At 41.0% G+C, this 14149-nt stretch carries 15 protein-coding genes; 8 read left to right on the forward strand and 7 right to left on the reverse strand.

The genetic code is table 11. The features are described from left to right. Nucleotides 1–368 precede the first annotated feature (368 nt). Entirely contained in the window at nucleotides 369–719 is a 351-nt protein-coding gene (locus BM073_RS04920; RefSeq protein WP_139217441.1) for an alpha amylase C-terminal domain-containing protein, read from the reverse strand. Between the two features lie 178 nt (nucleotides 720–897). Here BM073_RS04920 and BM073_RS04925 point away from each other — a divergent pair, with 178 nt between their 5' ends. The 3 genes from BM073_RS04925 to BM073_RS04935 all read left to right on the forward strand — a co-directional run bounded on the left by BM073_RS04925 (nucleotide 898) and on the right by BM073_RS04935 (nucleotide 3003). After that, nucleotides 898–1773, forward strand: a complete 876-nt coding sequence (locus BM073_RS04925) for a hypothetical protein (RefSeq protein WP_091651282.1) — start codon at nucleotides 898–900, stop codon at nucleotides 1771–1773. A gap of 68 nt (nucleotides 1774–1841) precedes the next feature. Further along, nucleotides 1842–2183 (forward strand): T9SS type A sorting domain-containing protein, encoded by a 342-nt coding sequence (locus BM073_RS04930; protein WP_175557848.1) that lies wholly within the window; start codon nucleotides 1842–1844, stop codon nucleotides 2181–2183. Continuing rightward, on the forward strand, nucleotides 2176–3003 hold the full coding sequence (locus BM073_RS04935; protein ID WP_091651287.1) for an outer membrane beta-barrel protein: 828 nt from the start codon (nucleotides 2176–2178) through the stop codon (nucleotides 3001–3003). The genes BM073_RS04930 and BM073_RS04935 overlap by 8 nt, the downstream gene beginning before the upstream one ends. 190 nt (nucleotides 3004–3193) lie before the next feature. Here BM073_RS04935 and BM073_RS04940 read toward each other — a convergent pair whose 3' ends face one another. The 4 genes from BM073_RS04940 to tnpA form a co-directional block, all read right to left on the reverse strand. Further along, on the reverse strand, nucleotides 3194–5059 hold the full coding sequence (locus BM073_RS04940) for an alpha-amylase family protein (protein WP_091651290.1): 1866 nt from the start codon (nucleotides 5057–5059) through the stop codon (nucleotides 3194–3196). Between the two features lie 4 nt (nucleotides 5060–5063). Then, nucleotides 5064–6353, reverse strand: a complete 1290-nt coding sequence (locus BM073_RS04945) for a M20/M25/M40 family metallo-hydrolase (RefSeq protein WP_091651294.1) — start codon at nucleotides 6351–6353, stop codon at nucleotides 5064–5066. A 78-nt stretch (nucleotides 6354–6431) separates the two neighbouring features. Beyond that, nucleotides 6432–7055, reverse strand: a complete 624-nt coding sequence (locus tag BM073_RS04950) for a dioxygenase family protein (protein ID WP_091651297.1) — start codon at nucleotides 7053–7055, stop codon at nucleotides 6432–6434. Between the two features lie 709 nt (nucleotides 7056–7764). Continuing rightward, nucleotides 7765–8211 carry an IS200/IS605 family transposase gene (tnpA, locus tag BM073_RS04955; RefSeq protein WP_091651299.1) on the reverse strand — a complete coding sequence of 149 codons (447 nt, stop codon included), beginning with the start codon at nucleotides 8209–8211 and terminating at the stop codon, nucleotides 7765–7767. Between the two features lie 425 nt (nucleotides 8212–8636). Between tnpA and BM073_RS04960 the strand changes: the two genes are divergently transcribed. The 3 genes from BM073_RS04960 (at nucleotide 8637) to BM073_RS04970 (ending at nucleotide 11454) form a co-directional block, all read left to right on the forward strand. Next, nucleotides 8637–9068: a DUF2147 domain-containing protein gene (locus BM073_RS04960; RefSeq protein WP_091652002.1), complete on the forward strand. Its 432-nt coding sequence runs from the start codon at nucleotides 8637–8639 to the stop codon at nucleotides 9066–9068. 82 nt (nucleotides 9069–9150) lie between these two features. Continuing rightward, nucleotides 9151–10857 (forward strand): GMC oxidoreductase, encoded by a 1707-nt coding sequence (locus BM073_RS04965; RefSeq protein ID WP_091651303.1) that lies wholly within the window; start codon nucleotides 9151–9153, stop codon nucleotides 10855–10857. A gap of 3 nt (nucleotides 10858–10860) precedes the next feature. After that, complete coding sequence (locus BM073_RS04970) at nucleotides 10861–11454, forward strand: gluconate 2-dehydrogenase subunit 3 family protein (protein WP_091651307.1); 594 nt, start codon at nucleotides 10861–10863, stop codon at nucleotides 11452–11454. A gap of 77 nt (nucleotides 11455–11531) precedes the next feature. Here BM073_RS04970 and BM073_RS04975 read toward each other — a convergent pair whose 3' ends face one another. Further along, a complete protein-coding gene (locus BM073_RS04975) occupies nucleotides 11532–12440 on the reverse strand; it encodes a DUF6263 family protein (protein ID WP_091651310.1) in 909 nt (302 codons plus the stop codon). A 355-nt stretch (nucleotides 12441–12795) separates the two neighbouring features. On the opposite strand from BM073_RS04975, the gene BM073_RS04980 reads away from it, so the two are divergent. Both BM073_RS04980 and BM073_RS04985 read left to right on the forward strand, forming a co-directional pair. Then, the gene (locus tag BM073_RS04980) at nucleotides 12796–12993 is read left to right on the forward strand and encodes a hypothetical protein (RefSeq protein WP_217643090.1); all 198 of its coding nucleotides are present in this window, start codon (nucleotides 12796–12798) and stop codon (nucleotides 12991–12993) included. A 38-nt stretch (nucleotides 12994–13031) separates the two neighbouring features. Further along, on the forward strand, nucleotides 13032–13451 hold the full coding sequence (locus BM073_RS04985) for a sll1863 family stress response protein (protein ID WP_091651313.1): 420 nt from the start codon (nucleotides 13032–13034) through the stop codon (nucleotides 13449–13451). 51 nt (nucleotides 13452–13502) lie between these two features. Here the strand turns inward: BM073_RS04985 and BM073_RS04990 are convergent, their stop codons facing one another. Beyond that, nucleotides 13503–14144, reverse strand: a complete 642-nt coding sequence (locus BM073_RS04990) for a hypothetical protein (protein WP_091651316.1) — start codon at nucleotides 14142–14144, stop codon at nucleotides 13503–13505. Nucleotides 14145–14149: the final 5 nt, after the last annotated feature.

A 14149-nucleotide genomic window follows, 5' to 3' on the forward strand; every position in this document is an offset into this window, starting at 1 on the left:
GGTATCTAAGAGGCAAATTGAAATATAAAATCCTCCAATAATGAAAAGCCCATAGGTAAAGAAAAGAATTGGGATTGCCAGAGGACTAAAAAACAAGATTACATTCCAATTCTCCCCTGCAAAGCCTTCTAGTCTTAAAATACTAAAAAGGATAAAGCTTAAATAAGTTGTAAAATAAAATCCAAGAAGATGAACCCAATTGGTAAAAATGATTTGAAAAGTCATTTTTATTCTATCCATATTATTAATTGCTTTAGATAAAAAATTATTTAGGTTTTGGATTAAAAGGATTTTGGCCCAGATTTATGAGATCGGAAATTACCAAAAAGTAAATCTGAATCTTTTCTGAGCAAACCTGCGGGATACAATCACCTCACCTCAAAAACCGCAGACTCCCATGGCCCAAAATCCAAATCAATTTCAGCCCCTTCATCCGTTACTCGAAGCGTAGTCCTTTTCTTCCCAAACATCAGCTCTTTGATCTCCCTTTCGCCGGGTTCCAAGTTCCAAGCCTTGAACAGTTCCGGAGATAGTTTAAGTGTCGTTTTCACCGATTGGAATTCATCAAAATTGGTCACCACAATCAGCTTCTGACTTTCATCCCATCGGGCAAAAGCGAAGGCTTTATCTGTGTATGCTGGATTTTGTTGACGGTTGAAAGAATGTAATTCCAAATATTCTCCCATCAGTGCGGAGCTGTTTCTGGTGAAGTTCAGCACTTCGGAGTAGTAGTTTCGTGGTGCTTGTTCATTTTATGAATATTGTCCCTGAAGGAGTAATTATAATATCAATTTTAGTGATTATAAGTAAAATGGCTAATAAGAAAAACTAAAAAAAAAATTAACTGAAAGTTTGATACTAAAATTACAGACATTAGGTTTAAGAGAATTACATCACATGAAAAAATTAATTTTCTTTTGCCTATCATTTTTCGTTGCATTAGAAGGTGTTTCCCAGAGCTGCGGAGACGATGGATTTTGGAAAATTGGTAGCCAATTTGGTACCCAACGACTTTCCTCCAATTGTGGAGATTTTATTTGCCATGGATTTGCAGCAGCATATTGGGAAGAAGGGTTTATACAAGGAACTTCCTTGAATTCAACTAATCCTGGAATCGTAAACGTAAAAACTCAATATACTCAATCGGGGGGTGGTCCCACAGAAACATACTTTCGGGATTCTCCACTCTATGTGCAAGTCTGTGGTCAAAGTCTCTCGAATATAGACGTCGTAACTCAAGTATATGGGTCAAGTCCTGGGTTTCATTCCTTGGTTAGAGATCGAAATACCATTTTCAACCCTAAATTTATTTCAAAGTACGGTACTGAAAGTCCGGTAATCAGGCATAACTTCAATTCCACCTGGTATGAACTCAATAATGCCAGCAAAACTGAACCTGACAAATATTATGTTTATTTAGGAAAATTAAAAACTGAGTACTACGTTCCAAAAGGTCAGATAAAACCCATTTCATTACTATCAAAGCCGGGGGCTACCTATTCTTGGTCCATAATAGGGCCTCCCGGAATAGTGTCGTTTACCTCGGCTACCAATGGAGCGTCTGTTTCCCTACAGGGTGATTCCTTTGGTACTACACAGGTTAAAGTCACTGTTTCTGGTTGTTCAGGAATTCCCCCAAAAGAACAGATTATTACGATTATTGTCCCTGCGATAAACATATCAGGGACCTATACCACGTCCAACTCAACGAATCTACTTTGGGAAATGGAAATCAGGTACCTTCAGGAAATATATCCACCTATCTATCTATGACGGGGATAAATAATTTTGTTTGGGAGAGATACCAAGGAAATCTTCCTTTTTGGGCACATACCAATCAGATGCATTTCACAATGCAATCTGGTAACTACGTTTCATTTCGAATATATGCGCGAAGCTCCAGCAATGATACCTTGGCTGTGAGAAATGTGACCTATTACAATTATGGTAACTTTAGCCTTTACCCTAATCCGAGTAGTTCAAGCATCAGCATCAAGAGCGACTATAAAGGCCCCATGGATTTGGAGATCATCCCACTATATAAAAGCAGTAAAATTCTTGAATTTAAGGTTGCCGCTGATGAAAAAGTGGATATACATGATCTTCCAAAGGGAGATTACCTTGTCAGAGTAAGAATAGGTGAGGATTTGGTTTTGGAATCTAGATTGATAAAAAATGAATAAGGCTCCTCTATTGTTTATTATACTTTCAATCTTATCAGCGGAAGCTTTTTCACAACAGAAATTCTTTGAAAAAATCGAATTCGGTTTTTCCGGTGGACTGGCTGTACCGGTTGGTCATTTTAAGGAAATTTCTATCACTCCATCCTTGGAACCTGTCCCGCCAGGCTCTAGTCCGGAGAGATTTCAGGGATTTCTCAAAAATGAAGGAGGCCAAGCACAACTGGGATACAGTCTGGGACTAAACCTGAGCTATCATCTCACTTCTTCGGTATTTATTAGCCTAAATTATCTTAAAACCAAACATTCCATAGATACCCGTCCACAACAAATCTATTACGATGCCAATTTTAAATCCGAAATTGATTTAAATGGAGTGCCATTTGAAGTTCCGGGAAGATTGGAAAGCGACCCTTATCGCGCTAATCTTTTTTATTTGGGAATAGGGTATCGTTTGCCTATTCATCGCCTGGAGGTTCGATTTACTGGCTTGGCAGGGATAAATAACATGGAGTTTCCTTTTTATTCTTGGACCTATCAGATTTCAGAGACCACAGCCATTCCACTCAGGCCATTTCCTGTAGATGGACCAGTGCCGACTAGCTTACGGGAATTTGCTTATGGACTCGAAACCAAAGTAGCCTACTCGCTGTCTAAAAAGTTCAATATGAACCTTTCAGCCACCTATCTTCGTTCTGACCATCCTCATGACTATTGGACCAGTTTGCTGGCAGCATCTATTGCTTATAAAATTCAAGATGAAATTCGATATAGAAATCTTGCGGTTCAATTTGGGATTTCTTATCGGTTTGGAGGTGAGTGAAAAGTGAAGAATCATCGAAGGTGACTATTATCTAATTCTAGAGTTCATCGGATATTTGGGAGTTGATAATAACCTTATTTTTCCGGACTTGACTTTTCGGCAGGGGGTAGAATCCCTGCAAAGTTGGAAAGCTGCATAGAAATGAAATCTAATCCTTTGCGTTTCTTCGTGTTCTTCGGGGTTCACATTTTTACTTCACCTCAAACACTGCCGACTCCCATGGCCCAAAATCCAAGTCAATTTCAGCCCCTGTGTCAGTCACACGAAGCACGGTCTTCTTTTTCCCAAACATCACCTCTTTGAGCTCTCTTTCGCCTTTTTCTAGTTTCCAAGCCTTGAGCAGTTCCGGAGAAAGTTTAAGCGTTGTCTTGACCGATTGGAATTCATCGAAGTTGGTCACCACAATCAGCTTTTGGCTCTTATCCCAGCGGGCAAAAGCGAAGGCTTTGTTGGTATAGGCTGGGTTTTGGGATCGGTTGAAGGAATGCAACTCCATATACTCTCCCATCAACGCCGGACTGTTTCTGGTGAAGTTGAGCACTTCAGAGTAGTAGTTTCGTAGTGCTTTTTCATTTTCAGATAGTTGCCCTCCGTCAAACTTCCCTCCATTCATCCATTTCTGATGCTGCGGTACCCCGATGTAGTCAAAAATGGAGGTACGACTTGGATCGCCAAAACCTGCATCTTCTGCTCCTGGTTCGCCAACCTCCTGTCCGAAATAAATCATAGTAGGAGAAGTAGAAACCGTCGCAGAAACCACCATTGCAGGCATGGCTTTCCAAGGGTTCCCGGCAAATTCCGGACTGGCGATGCGCTGCTCGTCATGATTTTCCAAGAAGTGAAGCATGTGATGCTCTATATCACGCTGGGATTCAAAAATCGCAGGGAGATAATCCGTAGAACCATGCCCGTACATGATGTTTTTCAAGGTATCATAGAGCTCTACTTTATCGTAGAGGTAATCCATTTTTCCATTGAAAAGGTAATCCCGATACAAGGCAGGCTGATAGACCTCTGCCATCAAAAAAGCATCCGGCTCGGTATTTTTTATATGGGAATTCAAATAAGACCAAAACTCCACAGGCACCATTTCTGCCATATCGAAGCGGAATCCATCGACTCCTTTACCCAACCAAAACTGAGTAATGTCCTTGAATTTTCTCCACGAGTCCGGCACCTCTTTTCCCTGCCAGAATTCATAGTGCTTTTTCCAGTCCAAGGAATCCGCTCCAGCAGGCAATTCTTCAAAATCTTTGCTGCCATCTGGTTTGATTCCATAATTGATTTTGACCGTTTCATACCAGTCATAGAAGTCAGGCTGAGCCAATCGGGAACCGTTGCCTGTCCATTTGGCAGGTACTTCATCGAATTTCCCGTCAGCCAAGGGATGCTTTTTCCCACCAAGTGGTTGATAGCCATTTTTGGGTTCGGGTACCTGAAAGGCTTCTCCCGGGATATAATAGAAGTTGTTGTCTCTGGCATATTCTACAGATGTATCATCATCCGCTCCAAAATCTTTCACTCCTTCGGGATTATTTTTCCCTTCATAATGGCGCGATACATGATTGGGTACGATGTCTATGATTACCTTCATTCCATGCTTGTGCGTTCGGGCGATCAGCGCTTCAAATTCCTCCATACGCTTGGTCACATCCACCGCCAGATCAGGATTGACCTGATAGTAATCCCGTACGGCATAGGGTGAACCTGCGCGCCCTTTGATCACATCCGGATCGTCCGAACTCACCCCTATCTCTGGAAAATCCCCGATCACGCCATGATGCGGGACTCCCGTGTACCAGATATGGGACACCCCAAGCTTTTTGATTTCTTCCAAAGCGGTATCTGTGAAGTCATTGAACTTCCCAACTCCATTTTCTTCCTTGGTTCCCCAAGGTTTGTTGTTCGTATTGGTATTGCCAAAAAGTCGGGTAAAAACCTGATAGACAACAATTTTTTGAGGTTTCATGGCTTCAGTTTCTGTAATTTCAGGGGAATTGCTTTCGCAGGAAACAAGAGTAGCTGCTAAGGCGGCAAGGGATAAAAATCTCTTCATGAGTTTATCTAGTCAATCGATACAAAAGGAGCGTGTTTCTTTTAATTAGTAAGGGAAACTGTTTCATATTGATGGTTTCTCCAGGTGCATGAGCTCCTGAACCTGAAGCTCCCAAGCCATCCAATCCTGGTAAAATATCAGCCACATAAGCTATGTCAGCAGCACCTCTGCTTCCTGGATCACCGGGTTTCACTTCCCCCAATCCCATATCCAAACTTACCTTATTCAACACAGCCGCTAATTCATAATTTTCAGGTCTCGGAGTCATTGAAGGGATGCCATCACGAAAAGTTATTTCAGCATCCGTTTGATGAAGATTTTTAGCTACGATTTCCCGCATTTTGGCTCTTGCAGCTTCTTTTTGAGCTTCACCCAAAAATCTCAAATCACCAGTTACAAAAGCCTCTCGAGCAACGATGTTGGTTTTGCCCAAAGCTTCTCCTTTTCCAGTTTCTGAATCGTAAGAAATATCCGAACCCCCAATAAACTGACCCGGATTGAAGGTTAGGTACTTTTCTTCAGCAAGTGCTTCCCGGAATTCATTTAGAATCCTAGAAGCTTCATAAATAGCACCATATCCAGCATATTGTCCAAAAACTCCGCTGGAGTGGCTTTGACGGCCTGTAGTCTTTAAGGTCCAACCGCTGGAGCCTCTTCTGGCTACTGTCACTGAGTTGAAACCCTGAGCTGTTTCGTAGCCTAAAGCGATATCATGAGACTTGGAACGCTCAATGAAATCTCTTCTTGAAAGCTCATTGTCACCAGAACTCTCCTCATCTCCCATAAAATACACGGTCACGGTTCGATCTTCCAATAGTCCGAGTTCATGGAGCGCCTTCAAACTTGCAAAAACCAGCACATCGCCACCTTTCATATCATTGGCGCCCTGCCCAGTTGCAGTGCTGTCATTGAGCCAGGTGAAGGGAGTGAAGGGCATGTCTTTCTCGAACACTGTATCCAAATGACCTATTAAAAATAGTTTTTTACCCTTAGAACCTTTTCGGGTAGCCACAAAATGCCCTGCTCGGTTTACTTCAGCAGGAACTTCCACCCATTCAGTCTGAAAGCCGATTTTTTCAAATTCACGGGCGAAAACACGGCCTACTTCTCGCACGCCTTCTTTATTGAGCGAACCCGAATTGATGTTTAATACCTCTTCTAATAAAGCAACAGTCTCTTGGTAGTTTTTGTCAACTAGTTCCAGAAGCTTTTTCTCCTCTTTACTGAGTTTTTGTTGAGCAAATGTCAAAATAGGCAGAATAGCCAAGATGATGATACAGGCAGATTTTTTCATAGGTGGAAAAATAGGGGAAAAATCCTGAGGGGGCAACTGCTCAACCTTAGAAGCTTGAATTCTACAGCAAGTCTGATGTTAATAATCAGGAATATTCTTACCCAAAATGATATCACGATTAATTGTCAATATCCCATTTGCCAACTTTGGTAGAAAAATACCTGAGCCACCTCTTTGGGGTCTTTTTCTTTTTTCCTCTTCTGTTAAAAGTGGGTCATCGAGGAAAATAAAATCATCAATGTAGTAAGGAATGGTGCTTGGCTCTTTGACTGTAATGTGGATGTGTTCAACCTCCTCTCCTCCAGGATAAGGAGCAGGTCTAAATGTAAAAAATGAATAACGCCCGTCTGAACTAGTTTTTACCCAACCTCTGATATGTCCATGTCTTCTTGCCCAGCCCTTTTCGTCTCCCTTTTTTTCATAGATACCCTCCCGGTTAGTGTGATAGATGTATAAAATCACATCCTTTGCAGGAGTTTTTCCATCTTGTTGGTACACGGTTCCAGTCAGCATCAATTTTGGGTTGTTCTGAAGAAAGCCCGGAAGCGTATCCACCGAATTGAGTTTTTGATCCCCAAATTCCATAAGGGCTTCACAGCCTTCGCACGGACCACCCACTTTTCTAACTTGCTTGGGGCTATCTTGACCATTGCAAGAAAAAACCACAAAAATCAAAAGGGGTAATATTATTGCAGTTTTCATATCTTCGATGATTTAGTTAATGTACAGGATTTCAGATAATTAAGTTAGCTGTTTTATCTGTCAAAAACGCCTCTTCTCCATTTTTTATCGCTCGATAGATTAGCATAAAAATCAAGGTCAAGCCATGAATAATAGAGATAATATTAAGGGCGATAAATTTTTCATTTTCTATAATACAGATCGTGCCTGCCTGACCTGCTAAGGCAGGCCGTTGGCACTCTGGACAGGACAACTTCACCAATTACCCAGAATTGAATTCTGGCCTGCCTGCCGAAGGCAGGGCTTGGAAAGGACGTGCCGTTGGCACTATCCTCTTTAAATAGAACTTGATATAAATTTTTGAAATAGGCAGAAAAGCGCTGAAGGCGAGCTCTTTAAAAACCTTGCCATGCAGACGGGCCCAAATTCAATTTGGGGCCTTGATGTAAACACATATACCAGAATCCCAACAGGGTCGTCAGGACTGATTTAATACAGATCGTGCCGTTGGCACTCTTGGTAATGTAACCTATGATTATTGCCCAGAATTGAATTCTGGGCTAGTACAAGAAATGCCTTTGGCATTAATTCCTCAAAGGTTTCAAGGCCTACTCAAAGTAATTTCTTGCCTAAGCACCAACGGTGCGTCCTATATAAACCCCAAATTCAATTTGGGGTCCTAATAAAATGAACCAACTCAGAGCCCCAACGGGGCGATCTGTATTGTACATCAATCCCAAACATATTTCTCATCAAATTCAATCTGATATTCTTTTAGAAATCTTCGGTATTCTGTTTTAAAATCGATTTTTTGATGATGCTCTTTCTGATTTTGGATATAATTTTTTACAATTCCCAGTTTTGATTGGCTAACTGAAAAGATTCCATATCCCTTTTGCCACTCGAAATCCCTTCTGATAATTTCCTTGAATTTTATTGAGGTAGATATTTTCAGGTTTTTGATTAATTCCGCAATAGTAATTGTTCTTGGAAGTGTACAAAGCCAATGAATATGATCTGGCATTATGAAAATCTCTTCACTGAAACTGCCCAAATTTGATCCAACTTGTACAAAATAAGCTTGGGCATTTGGTCGGAATTCTTCAGAAATCATGGGTATTCTATTCTTGGTAGAAAAAACACAATGGAGATAGACCTTGGCTAGAGATTGAGGCATAGGATTAAAAATTATGCGTTTTAAAAATGTAAACTAAAAAAATTTGTGAAATTTTACTAAATTCTTATTGATTAAACGTATGAAATATTTTTAATACAGATCGTGCCTTTGGCACTCTGGACAGGACAACGTCACCAATTACCCAGAATTGAATTCTGGGCTGCAACAGAACGTGCCTTTGGCACTATCCTCTTAAAATAGAACTTGATATAAATTTTTGAAATAGCCAGAAAAGCGCTGAAGGCGCGCACTTTAAAAACCCTGCCGTGCAGGCGGGCCCAAATTCAATTTGGGGTTCTAATAAAATGAACCAACCAGAGCCCCAAAGGGGCGATCTGTATTATAATTCAAATTTTTTCTATTTTCGAATCAAACCAAGTCCTCAAAACTTCGTTACTTCAAGAAAATCACCAATAATCATATTTATGAAAACCCTGTTTGCAAGTCTTTTCCTAATCCTTTTTACCTCACTTTCTCTTCAAGCACAAAATGCAGATGCAATTTTGGGTGTTTGGAATAATACCGAAAAAGACGCCAGAATTGAGATTTACAAAGAAAATGGTAAGTATTTCGGCAAAATCGTATGGCTGCAAGAGCCTACCGAAAATGGAAAACCTAAATTGGATAAAAACAATGCAGATAAGTCCTTGAGAAACCAACCTGTCATGGGTATGAAACTTTTAAAAGGATTTGTTTACGATGATGGATCTTGGGAAGACGGGACGATTTATGATCCCAAAAATGGCAAAACCTATTCCTGCGTAATGAATTTGAAAAACCCGGAAGTTCTTGAAGTGAGAGGATATGTTGGGTTTTCTATGCTTGGAAGAACCGTAGAGTGGACTAAACAAAAATAGTCTTCCCTCATCATCCCTTTTAAAATTAACTCTGTTTTTACCAAAAAATTGGCTAAACTTAGGTTGAATAAACCTATTGTAAATGGCCAATTTTAATATCGATGCAGATAAAGACCTGACCTATGATGCTATCGTCATCGGCTCAGGAATCAGCGGAGGCTGGGCTGCAAAAGAACTTTGCGAAGCAGGGCTCAAAACCCTCGTACTAGAGCGGGGACGTATCGTAGAACACGTGGTGGATTACCCCACCATGACATTAGATCCTTGGGAGCATGAACTTCGAGGTGGATTAACTCCAGAGCAGAAAGCTAAACATCCTAAAGGCGGAAGATCCGGATTTATTGGAGCTTTCAACGAACACTTTCATGCCAATGACCTCGAAAACCCATACACCGAAGTAAAGCCATTTCTGTGGGTTCGTGCTCACCAAATGGGAGGCAGATCCCTGCTTTGGGGAAAACAGACCTATAGGTGGTCAGATCTTGATTTTGATGCCAATGCCAAAGACGGACATGGAGTTGATTGGCCCATACGCTATAAAGATATAGCCCCTTGGTATACCTATGTAGAGAAATTTGCGGGGATCAGTGGCGAAGCTTTGGGACTTCCGCAATTACCAGATTCTCACTTTTTACCTCCGATGGAGTTGAACTGTGTAGAAAAACACGTCAAGGAAAGAATTGAACAGGATTTCAATGGGAGAAATCTTATTATTGGGCGGGTAGCCCATCTGACTGAGCCTTTGAACGGCAGAGGCAAATGTCAATTCCGAAATCGATGCGATCGGGGCTGCCCTTATGGAGCCTATTTTTCAAGTAATGCGGTTACTCTCCCTGCAGCTAATGCAACAGGTAACCTAACCATTCGGCCTTTTTCCATTGTTCAGTCGGTAGTTTATGATGAGCAAAAAGGAAAAGCTTCAGGTGTAAGAATCATTGATGCGGAAACAAGCGAGGAGATTGTGTACAAGGCTAAAATCATTTTTGTCAATGCCTCTACCTTAAGCACCACCCAGATTTTGATGAACTCTACTTCTAATCGTTTTCCAAATGGCTTGGGAAATGACAGCGGAGAACTCGGGCATAACCTGATGGATCATACCTATCGGGTAGGTGCAATGGGAACCGTGGAAGGTTTTGAAGATCAATATTACAAAGGTCGTAGACCGAATGGAATCTATATTCCCCGCTATGTTAACCTCAAAGATGGCCCTCAATCCGACAAGTTTGTGCGAGGATTTGGTTTCCAAGGTGGTGGAGGAAGATCCGGCTGGGGAGCAGGAAGCAATCAGGAGGCTTTTGGAGGAGATTTCAAAGACGGCTTGATGAAACCCGGTCCTTGGGAGTTTTTCATAACCGGATTTTCAGAATGTCTTCCCTATCATGAAAATCAAGTGTATCTCAATAAAGATGTCTTGGATAAATGGGGACAGCCAACACTATCTATTGATGCAGAATGGAAAGCCAATGAATTGGCGCTAAATGATCAGGCTCGACAGGACGCCAAAGAAATGCTGGAACGTGCTGGATTGAAGGATGTGATGGAGTTTGACAATAAACACGAAATGGGCTTCGGCATCCATGAAATGGGAACGGCAAGAATGGGGAGAGATCCAAAAACTTCAGTACTCAATGGAAACAATCAGGTACATGGTTGCGCAAATGTTTATGTTACGGATGGGGCTTGCATGACTTCTTCCTCCTGTGTCAATCCATCTTTAACCTACATGGCACTAACCGCTCGGGCTGCTAATCATGCCGTATCTGAACTCAAAAAACTTAATCTCTAAGCCATGAATAGACGCGACGCACTAAAAAAATCAGCTTTGGCATTGGGAGCAGCGGCTGGAGCACCTACCTTGATTAGCCTACTTCAAGCTTGTGCCAAAACAGATCGATTGACTTGGACTCCTCAATTTTTGAGTGAAGATCAAGCCAGATTTATATCTTCTTTTGTGGATTTCCTTTTGCCAAAAACCGAAACTCCGGGAGGATTAGATGTGAAGGCAGATGTGTTCATAGATCTGATGTATGCTAAAACTTATGATGAGGCAGGGCAAAATCAGGTTGTTGCGGACATTGAAAAATTCAATGCTGATTGCAAGACAAAATATGGTAAAGTCTTCGCCGAGCTTTCGGCAGAAGACAAAGCAAATTGCTTCAAAGAGCATGAGGCAAATTCTCCAAAATTCCCTAAAACTGTCTGGGGAGGTGCGGTGGGACCTCGAGAACCAGTGGGATTCTACCGAGGATTGAAATCTACTGTACTTTGGGCTTATTTCAGTTCGGAAGAGATTGGTAAAAATGTCCTGAGCTATGATCCAATTCCGGGAGAATACCGAGGATGTATGCCTCCATCAGAGGTAGGAAATATTTGGAGCTTGTAGGATTTTAAAGAACCGTAAAACTCCCTAAAAAAAAAGGCAAGGTCAACAAACCTTGCCTTGTGCATTATATTGATTTCTTATTTATTTGAAAAAACCATTTCAGCCTTCATTTTCATAGGAATTCGCATTCCATCGGGCATTTGAGGATTTGCTTCCATAATCGTGGTACCTTCCACCTCTTGAGACACTTTTGCTTCATATACCCAGCCGGTTATTTTGTCCACTAAAATGTCAGATTTAACCTTCCCATTCATTTCAGAGCGAACAGTCATTCCTTGCATTTCCATAGGAACTGGGTTACTCGTTAGGCTTGCTTCTCCCGATATTCTATGGTGAGCATCATCCGAACCCAGATAGGTATATTGGGTATTGACTAAAGCATTGATGGAGGAATTGAGCTCACTTTCAATGTTCCAATTATCCCCTACTGCTACTTGCTGAGCTGGATAAATAGCTAAAATCATTTCAAGATTTCCTCTCAGGCTTTCTTCTCCAAAAGTACCTGAAACTTGCTCCTTCATTTGCGCCATTTGCTCAGGACTCATTCCAGGAAAATCAGAAAACATCTTTTCATAGAGGTTTTCAAAACCACTCATTTCCTGAATCCTTCCCAATTGATTCATTTTCAAGTTAAAAGGGACCCTAACTATGTTGGTAAACATCTTGGACATGGGATTAGAGTCATCTCCACTTTTCAACCTCATTCCTCCCATCGGCATTTTCATATCCATTTCCATGGAATTGTATTGTACTTCCATGTCATAGACTCCATCCTTGAAGTCAACTACTTTGAAACTTAATTCCCCGATCAAATTCATTTCGATATCCATTTCCATACCCTGCACATTTTGGGCAATTGACATGGAGGTGTTGGATTTTTGGAAGTAAGTTTCATTTACCTCCAGGTTTAATTGCAGGTCTGTTTTTTGTGCAAAAGCAGCTATAAAAAACAAAGACAAGAAAAAAGAAAAGAAGAGCTTTTTCATACGATTATAATTTGTTTTTAAAGGCCATATGGAATCCCTGCCTGCGGCAGGCAGGTCGCACAGTTTCCCCAATATATCGGGGCATACCAGTGTGTGTCGTTCTCGTTGTGCTCGATTTCATAACAATGATTTAGTTTAACGGCTCAAATAAAAGGTATTTTTACAAGAAAAATTAGTCCGAAATGAATTATCGCAAATAATTTCTCTCAAAAACCAGGGGGCTATTTTCACCAATCTGCTACTTTTTTCCCCACTTGATTCATACAATTTGTGATTTTAACTCTCAAAATGCCCCATTTCGCACTTGGCACCCACTTTGGCTTTTCTTTACCCAATCCATACCAAGGAAATTTTTATGATGAATATAGATTTGCAACATATACTGGCAAGCTATTGGGATGAGGTAAAAACAAAATTAAAAGCCCATCACCCTAGCCTTACCGAAGAAGATTTAAGTTATATTAGAGGCAGAGATGAAGAGCTTTTTTTGAGGTTGGAGAAGAGGCTGGGTAAGACCACCGATGAAATCAAAGAAGAATTAAGAAAATTCTAATACCAATCAATTTCTATTTTAAACTAAAACATAAAATCATGAAAACGAGAATTTTTGCTATCGCATCCGCATTGACTGTCAGCTTTGGCTTGGCTTCCTGCGGAGAAAAATCGACTGAAAACGAAGAGGTGATAGAAGTGGAAGTAAATCTTGAAGAAGAGAAGTCTGAACTTAGAAAAGAGCTAGAAAGAATTCAGGCGGATATTGATAAGCAAATCGCAGAATTGGAGGCCAAAAAAGAGAAAGCTGATGCAGAAATGCAGGCTGAAATAGAGGAAATGCAAGAGGAGCTTAGGGGTGAAAAATCAGACTTGGAAAAGGCAATGGATGACATCCAAAAAGCGAGTGAAAATACTTGGAGCGATGTTAAAAAGTCGGTTAATAAAACCACCGCAGAAATCGAAAAAGAGTGGAAAAATCTAAAAGGTGAAGTAGAAAAAGCATTTGAAAAAAATTAAGGCTTTTAAGAATAGAAAAGGGGCGAATTGAAAAATCCGCCCCTTTATCTTTTAATCCACTTTTACATTGGTAAACCAAATCACCCGTTGACCATCTTGTCCCTTGTGATCAGTAGCCATGGTGATAGGCCCGAAGGACTGCTCATTTTCCCAAGTCCATGTACGACCATCAGGTCCATTGCCTTTTCGGAAGGTCCATTCCAAAATTTTATAATTCTCATCCAAATACAAATCGTAAGCATCGCCCGGTGTGTAGCCATCTTCAGAATTATACACAATTGTAAGCTTGGTAGCATTCGTACCTGCTATTGGAGAAGCAACATTCTCTTCTGAATCCCAAGTATAGCCAGTATCCCAAGCCAATTGGAAAGGATACATCATCCAGTATTTATCATTGATAAAGCCACGGTCCACTGGAGGCAAAGAGTCGGCATCCAAAGAATAAGTCATGGTGGTATCAGGCCCGGAATAATAAACCGTATTTTCTCTCAGATTCCATTTCCAATCCCGAGTAAACACGTTGATAGAATCCCGCTGTACATTCCAAGTATAAGCTATGCTGTTTACCTGGTCAAAATTATCAAATCCGTAGGCTTTTGCTACTTTCATAGGAAGGGTATCCTCTACTACTTCCTTTTGTTGGCAAGAGGCAAAGGCTAAAACTGCACAAACAATCAGTGTGATTTTTTTCATTGTCA

The sequence above is a fragment of the Algoriphagus ornithinivorans genome, from assembly GCF_900115305.1.
GTDB classification, from domain to species: Bacteria; Bacteroidota; Bacteroidia; order Cytophagales; family Cyclobacteriaceae; genus Algoriphagus; species Algoriphagus ornithinivorans.

What these genes read in the sequence shown, in the direction of transcription:
- BM073_RS04925 (WP_091651282.1), top strand. Translation starts at nt 898, where the DNA reads ATGAAAAAATTAATTTTCTTTTGCCTATCATTTTTCGTTGCATTAGAA.
- BM073_RS04930 (WP_175557848.1), top strand. Translation starts at nt 1,842, where the DNA reads ATGCATTTCACAATGCAATCTGGTAACTACGTTTCATTTCGAATATAT.
- BM073_RS04935 (WP_091651287.1), top strand. Translation starts at nt 2,176, where the DNA reads ATGAATAAGGCTCCTCTATTGTTTATTATACTTTCAATCTTATCAGCG.
- BM073_RS04940 (WP_091651290.1), bottom strand. Translation starts at nt 5,059, where the DNA reads ATGAAGAGATTTTTATCCCTTGCCGCCTTAGCAGCTACTCTTGTTTCC.
- BM073_RS04945 (WP_091651294.1), bottom strand. Translation starts at nt 6,353, where the DNA reads ATGAAAAAATCTGCCTGTATCATCATCTTGGCTATTCTGCCTATTTTG.
- BM073_RS04950 (WP_091651297.1), bottom strand. Translation starts at nt 7,055, where the DNA reads ATGAAAACTGCAATAATATTACCCCTTTTGATTTTTGTGGTTTTTTCT.
- tnpA (WP_091651299.1), bottom strand. Translation starts at nt 8,211, where the DNA reads ATGCCTCAATCTCTAGCCAAGGTCTATCTCCATTGTGTTTTTTCTACC.
- BM073_RS04960 (WP_091652002.1), top strand. Translation starts at nt 8,637, where the DNA reads ATGAAAACCCTGTTTGCAAGTCTTTTCCTAATCCTTTTTACCTCACTT.
- BM073_RS04965 (WP_091651303.1), top strand. Translation starts at nt 9,151, where the DNA reads ATGGCCAATTTTAATATCGATGCAGATAAAGACCTGACCTATGATGCT.
- BM073_RS04970 (WP_091651307.1), top strand. Translation starts at nt 10,861, where the DNA reads ATGAATAGACGCGACGCACTAAAAAAATCAGCTTTGGCATTGGGAGCA.
- BM073_RS04975 (WP_091651310.1), bottom strand. Translation starts at nt 12,440, where the DNA reads ATGAAAAAGCTCTTCTTTTCTTTTTTCTTGTCTTTGTTTTTTATAGCT.
- BM073_RS04980 (WP_217643090.1), top strand. Translation starts at nt 12,796, where the DNA reads ATGATGAATATAGATTTGCAACATATACTGGCAAGCTATTGGGATGAG.
- BM073_RS04985 (WP_091651313.1), top strand. Translation starts at nt 13,032, where the DNA reads ATGAAAACGAGAATTTTTGCTATCGCATCCGCATTGACTGTCAGCTTT.
- BM073_RS04990 (WP_091651316.1), bottom strand. Translation starts at nt 14,144, where the DNA reads ATGAAAAAAATCACACTGATTGTTTGTGCAGTTTTAGCCTTTGCCTCT.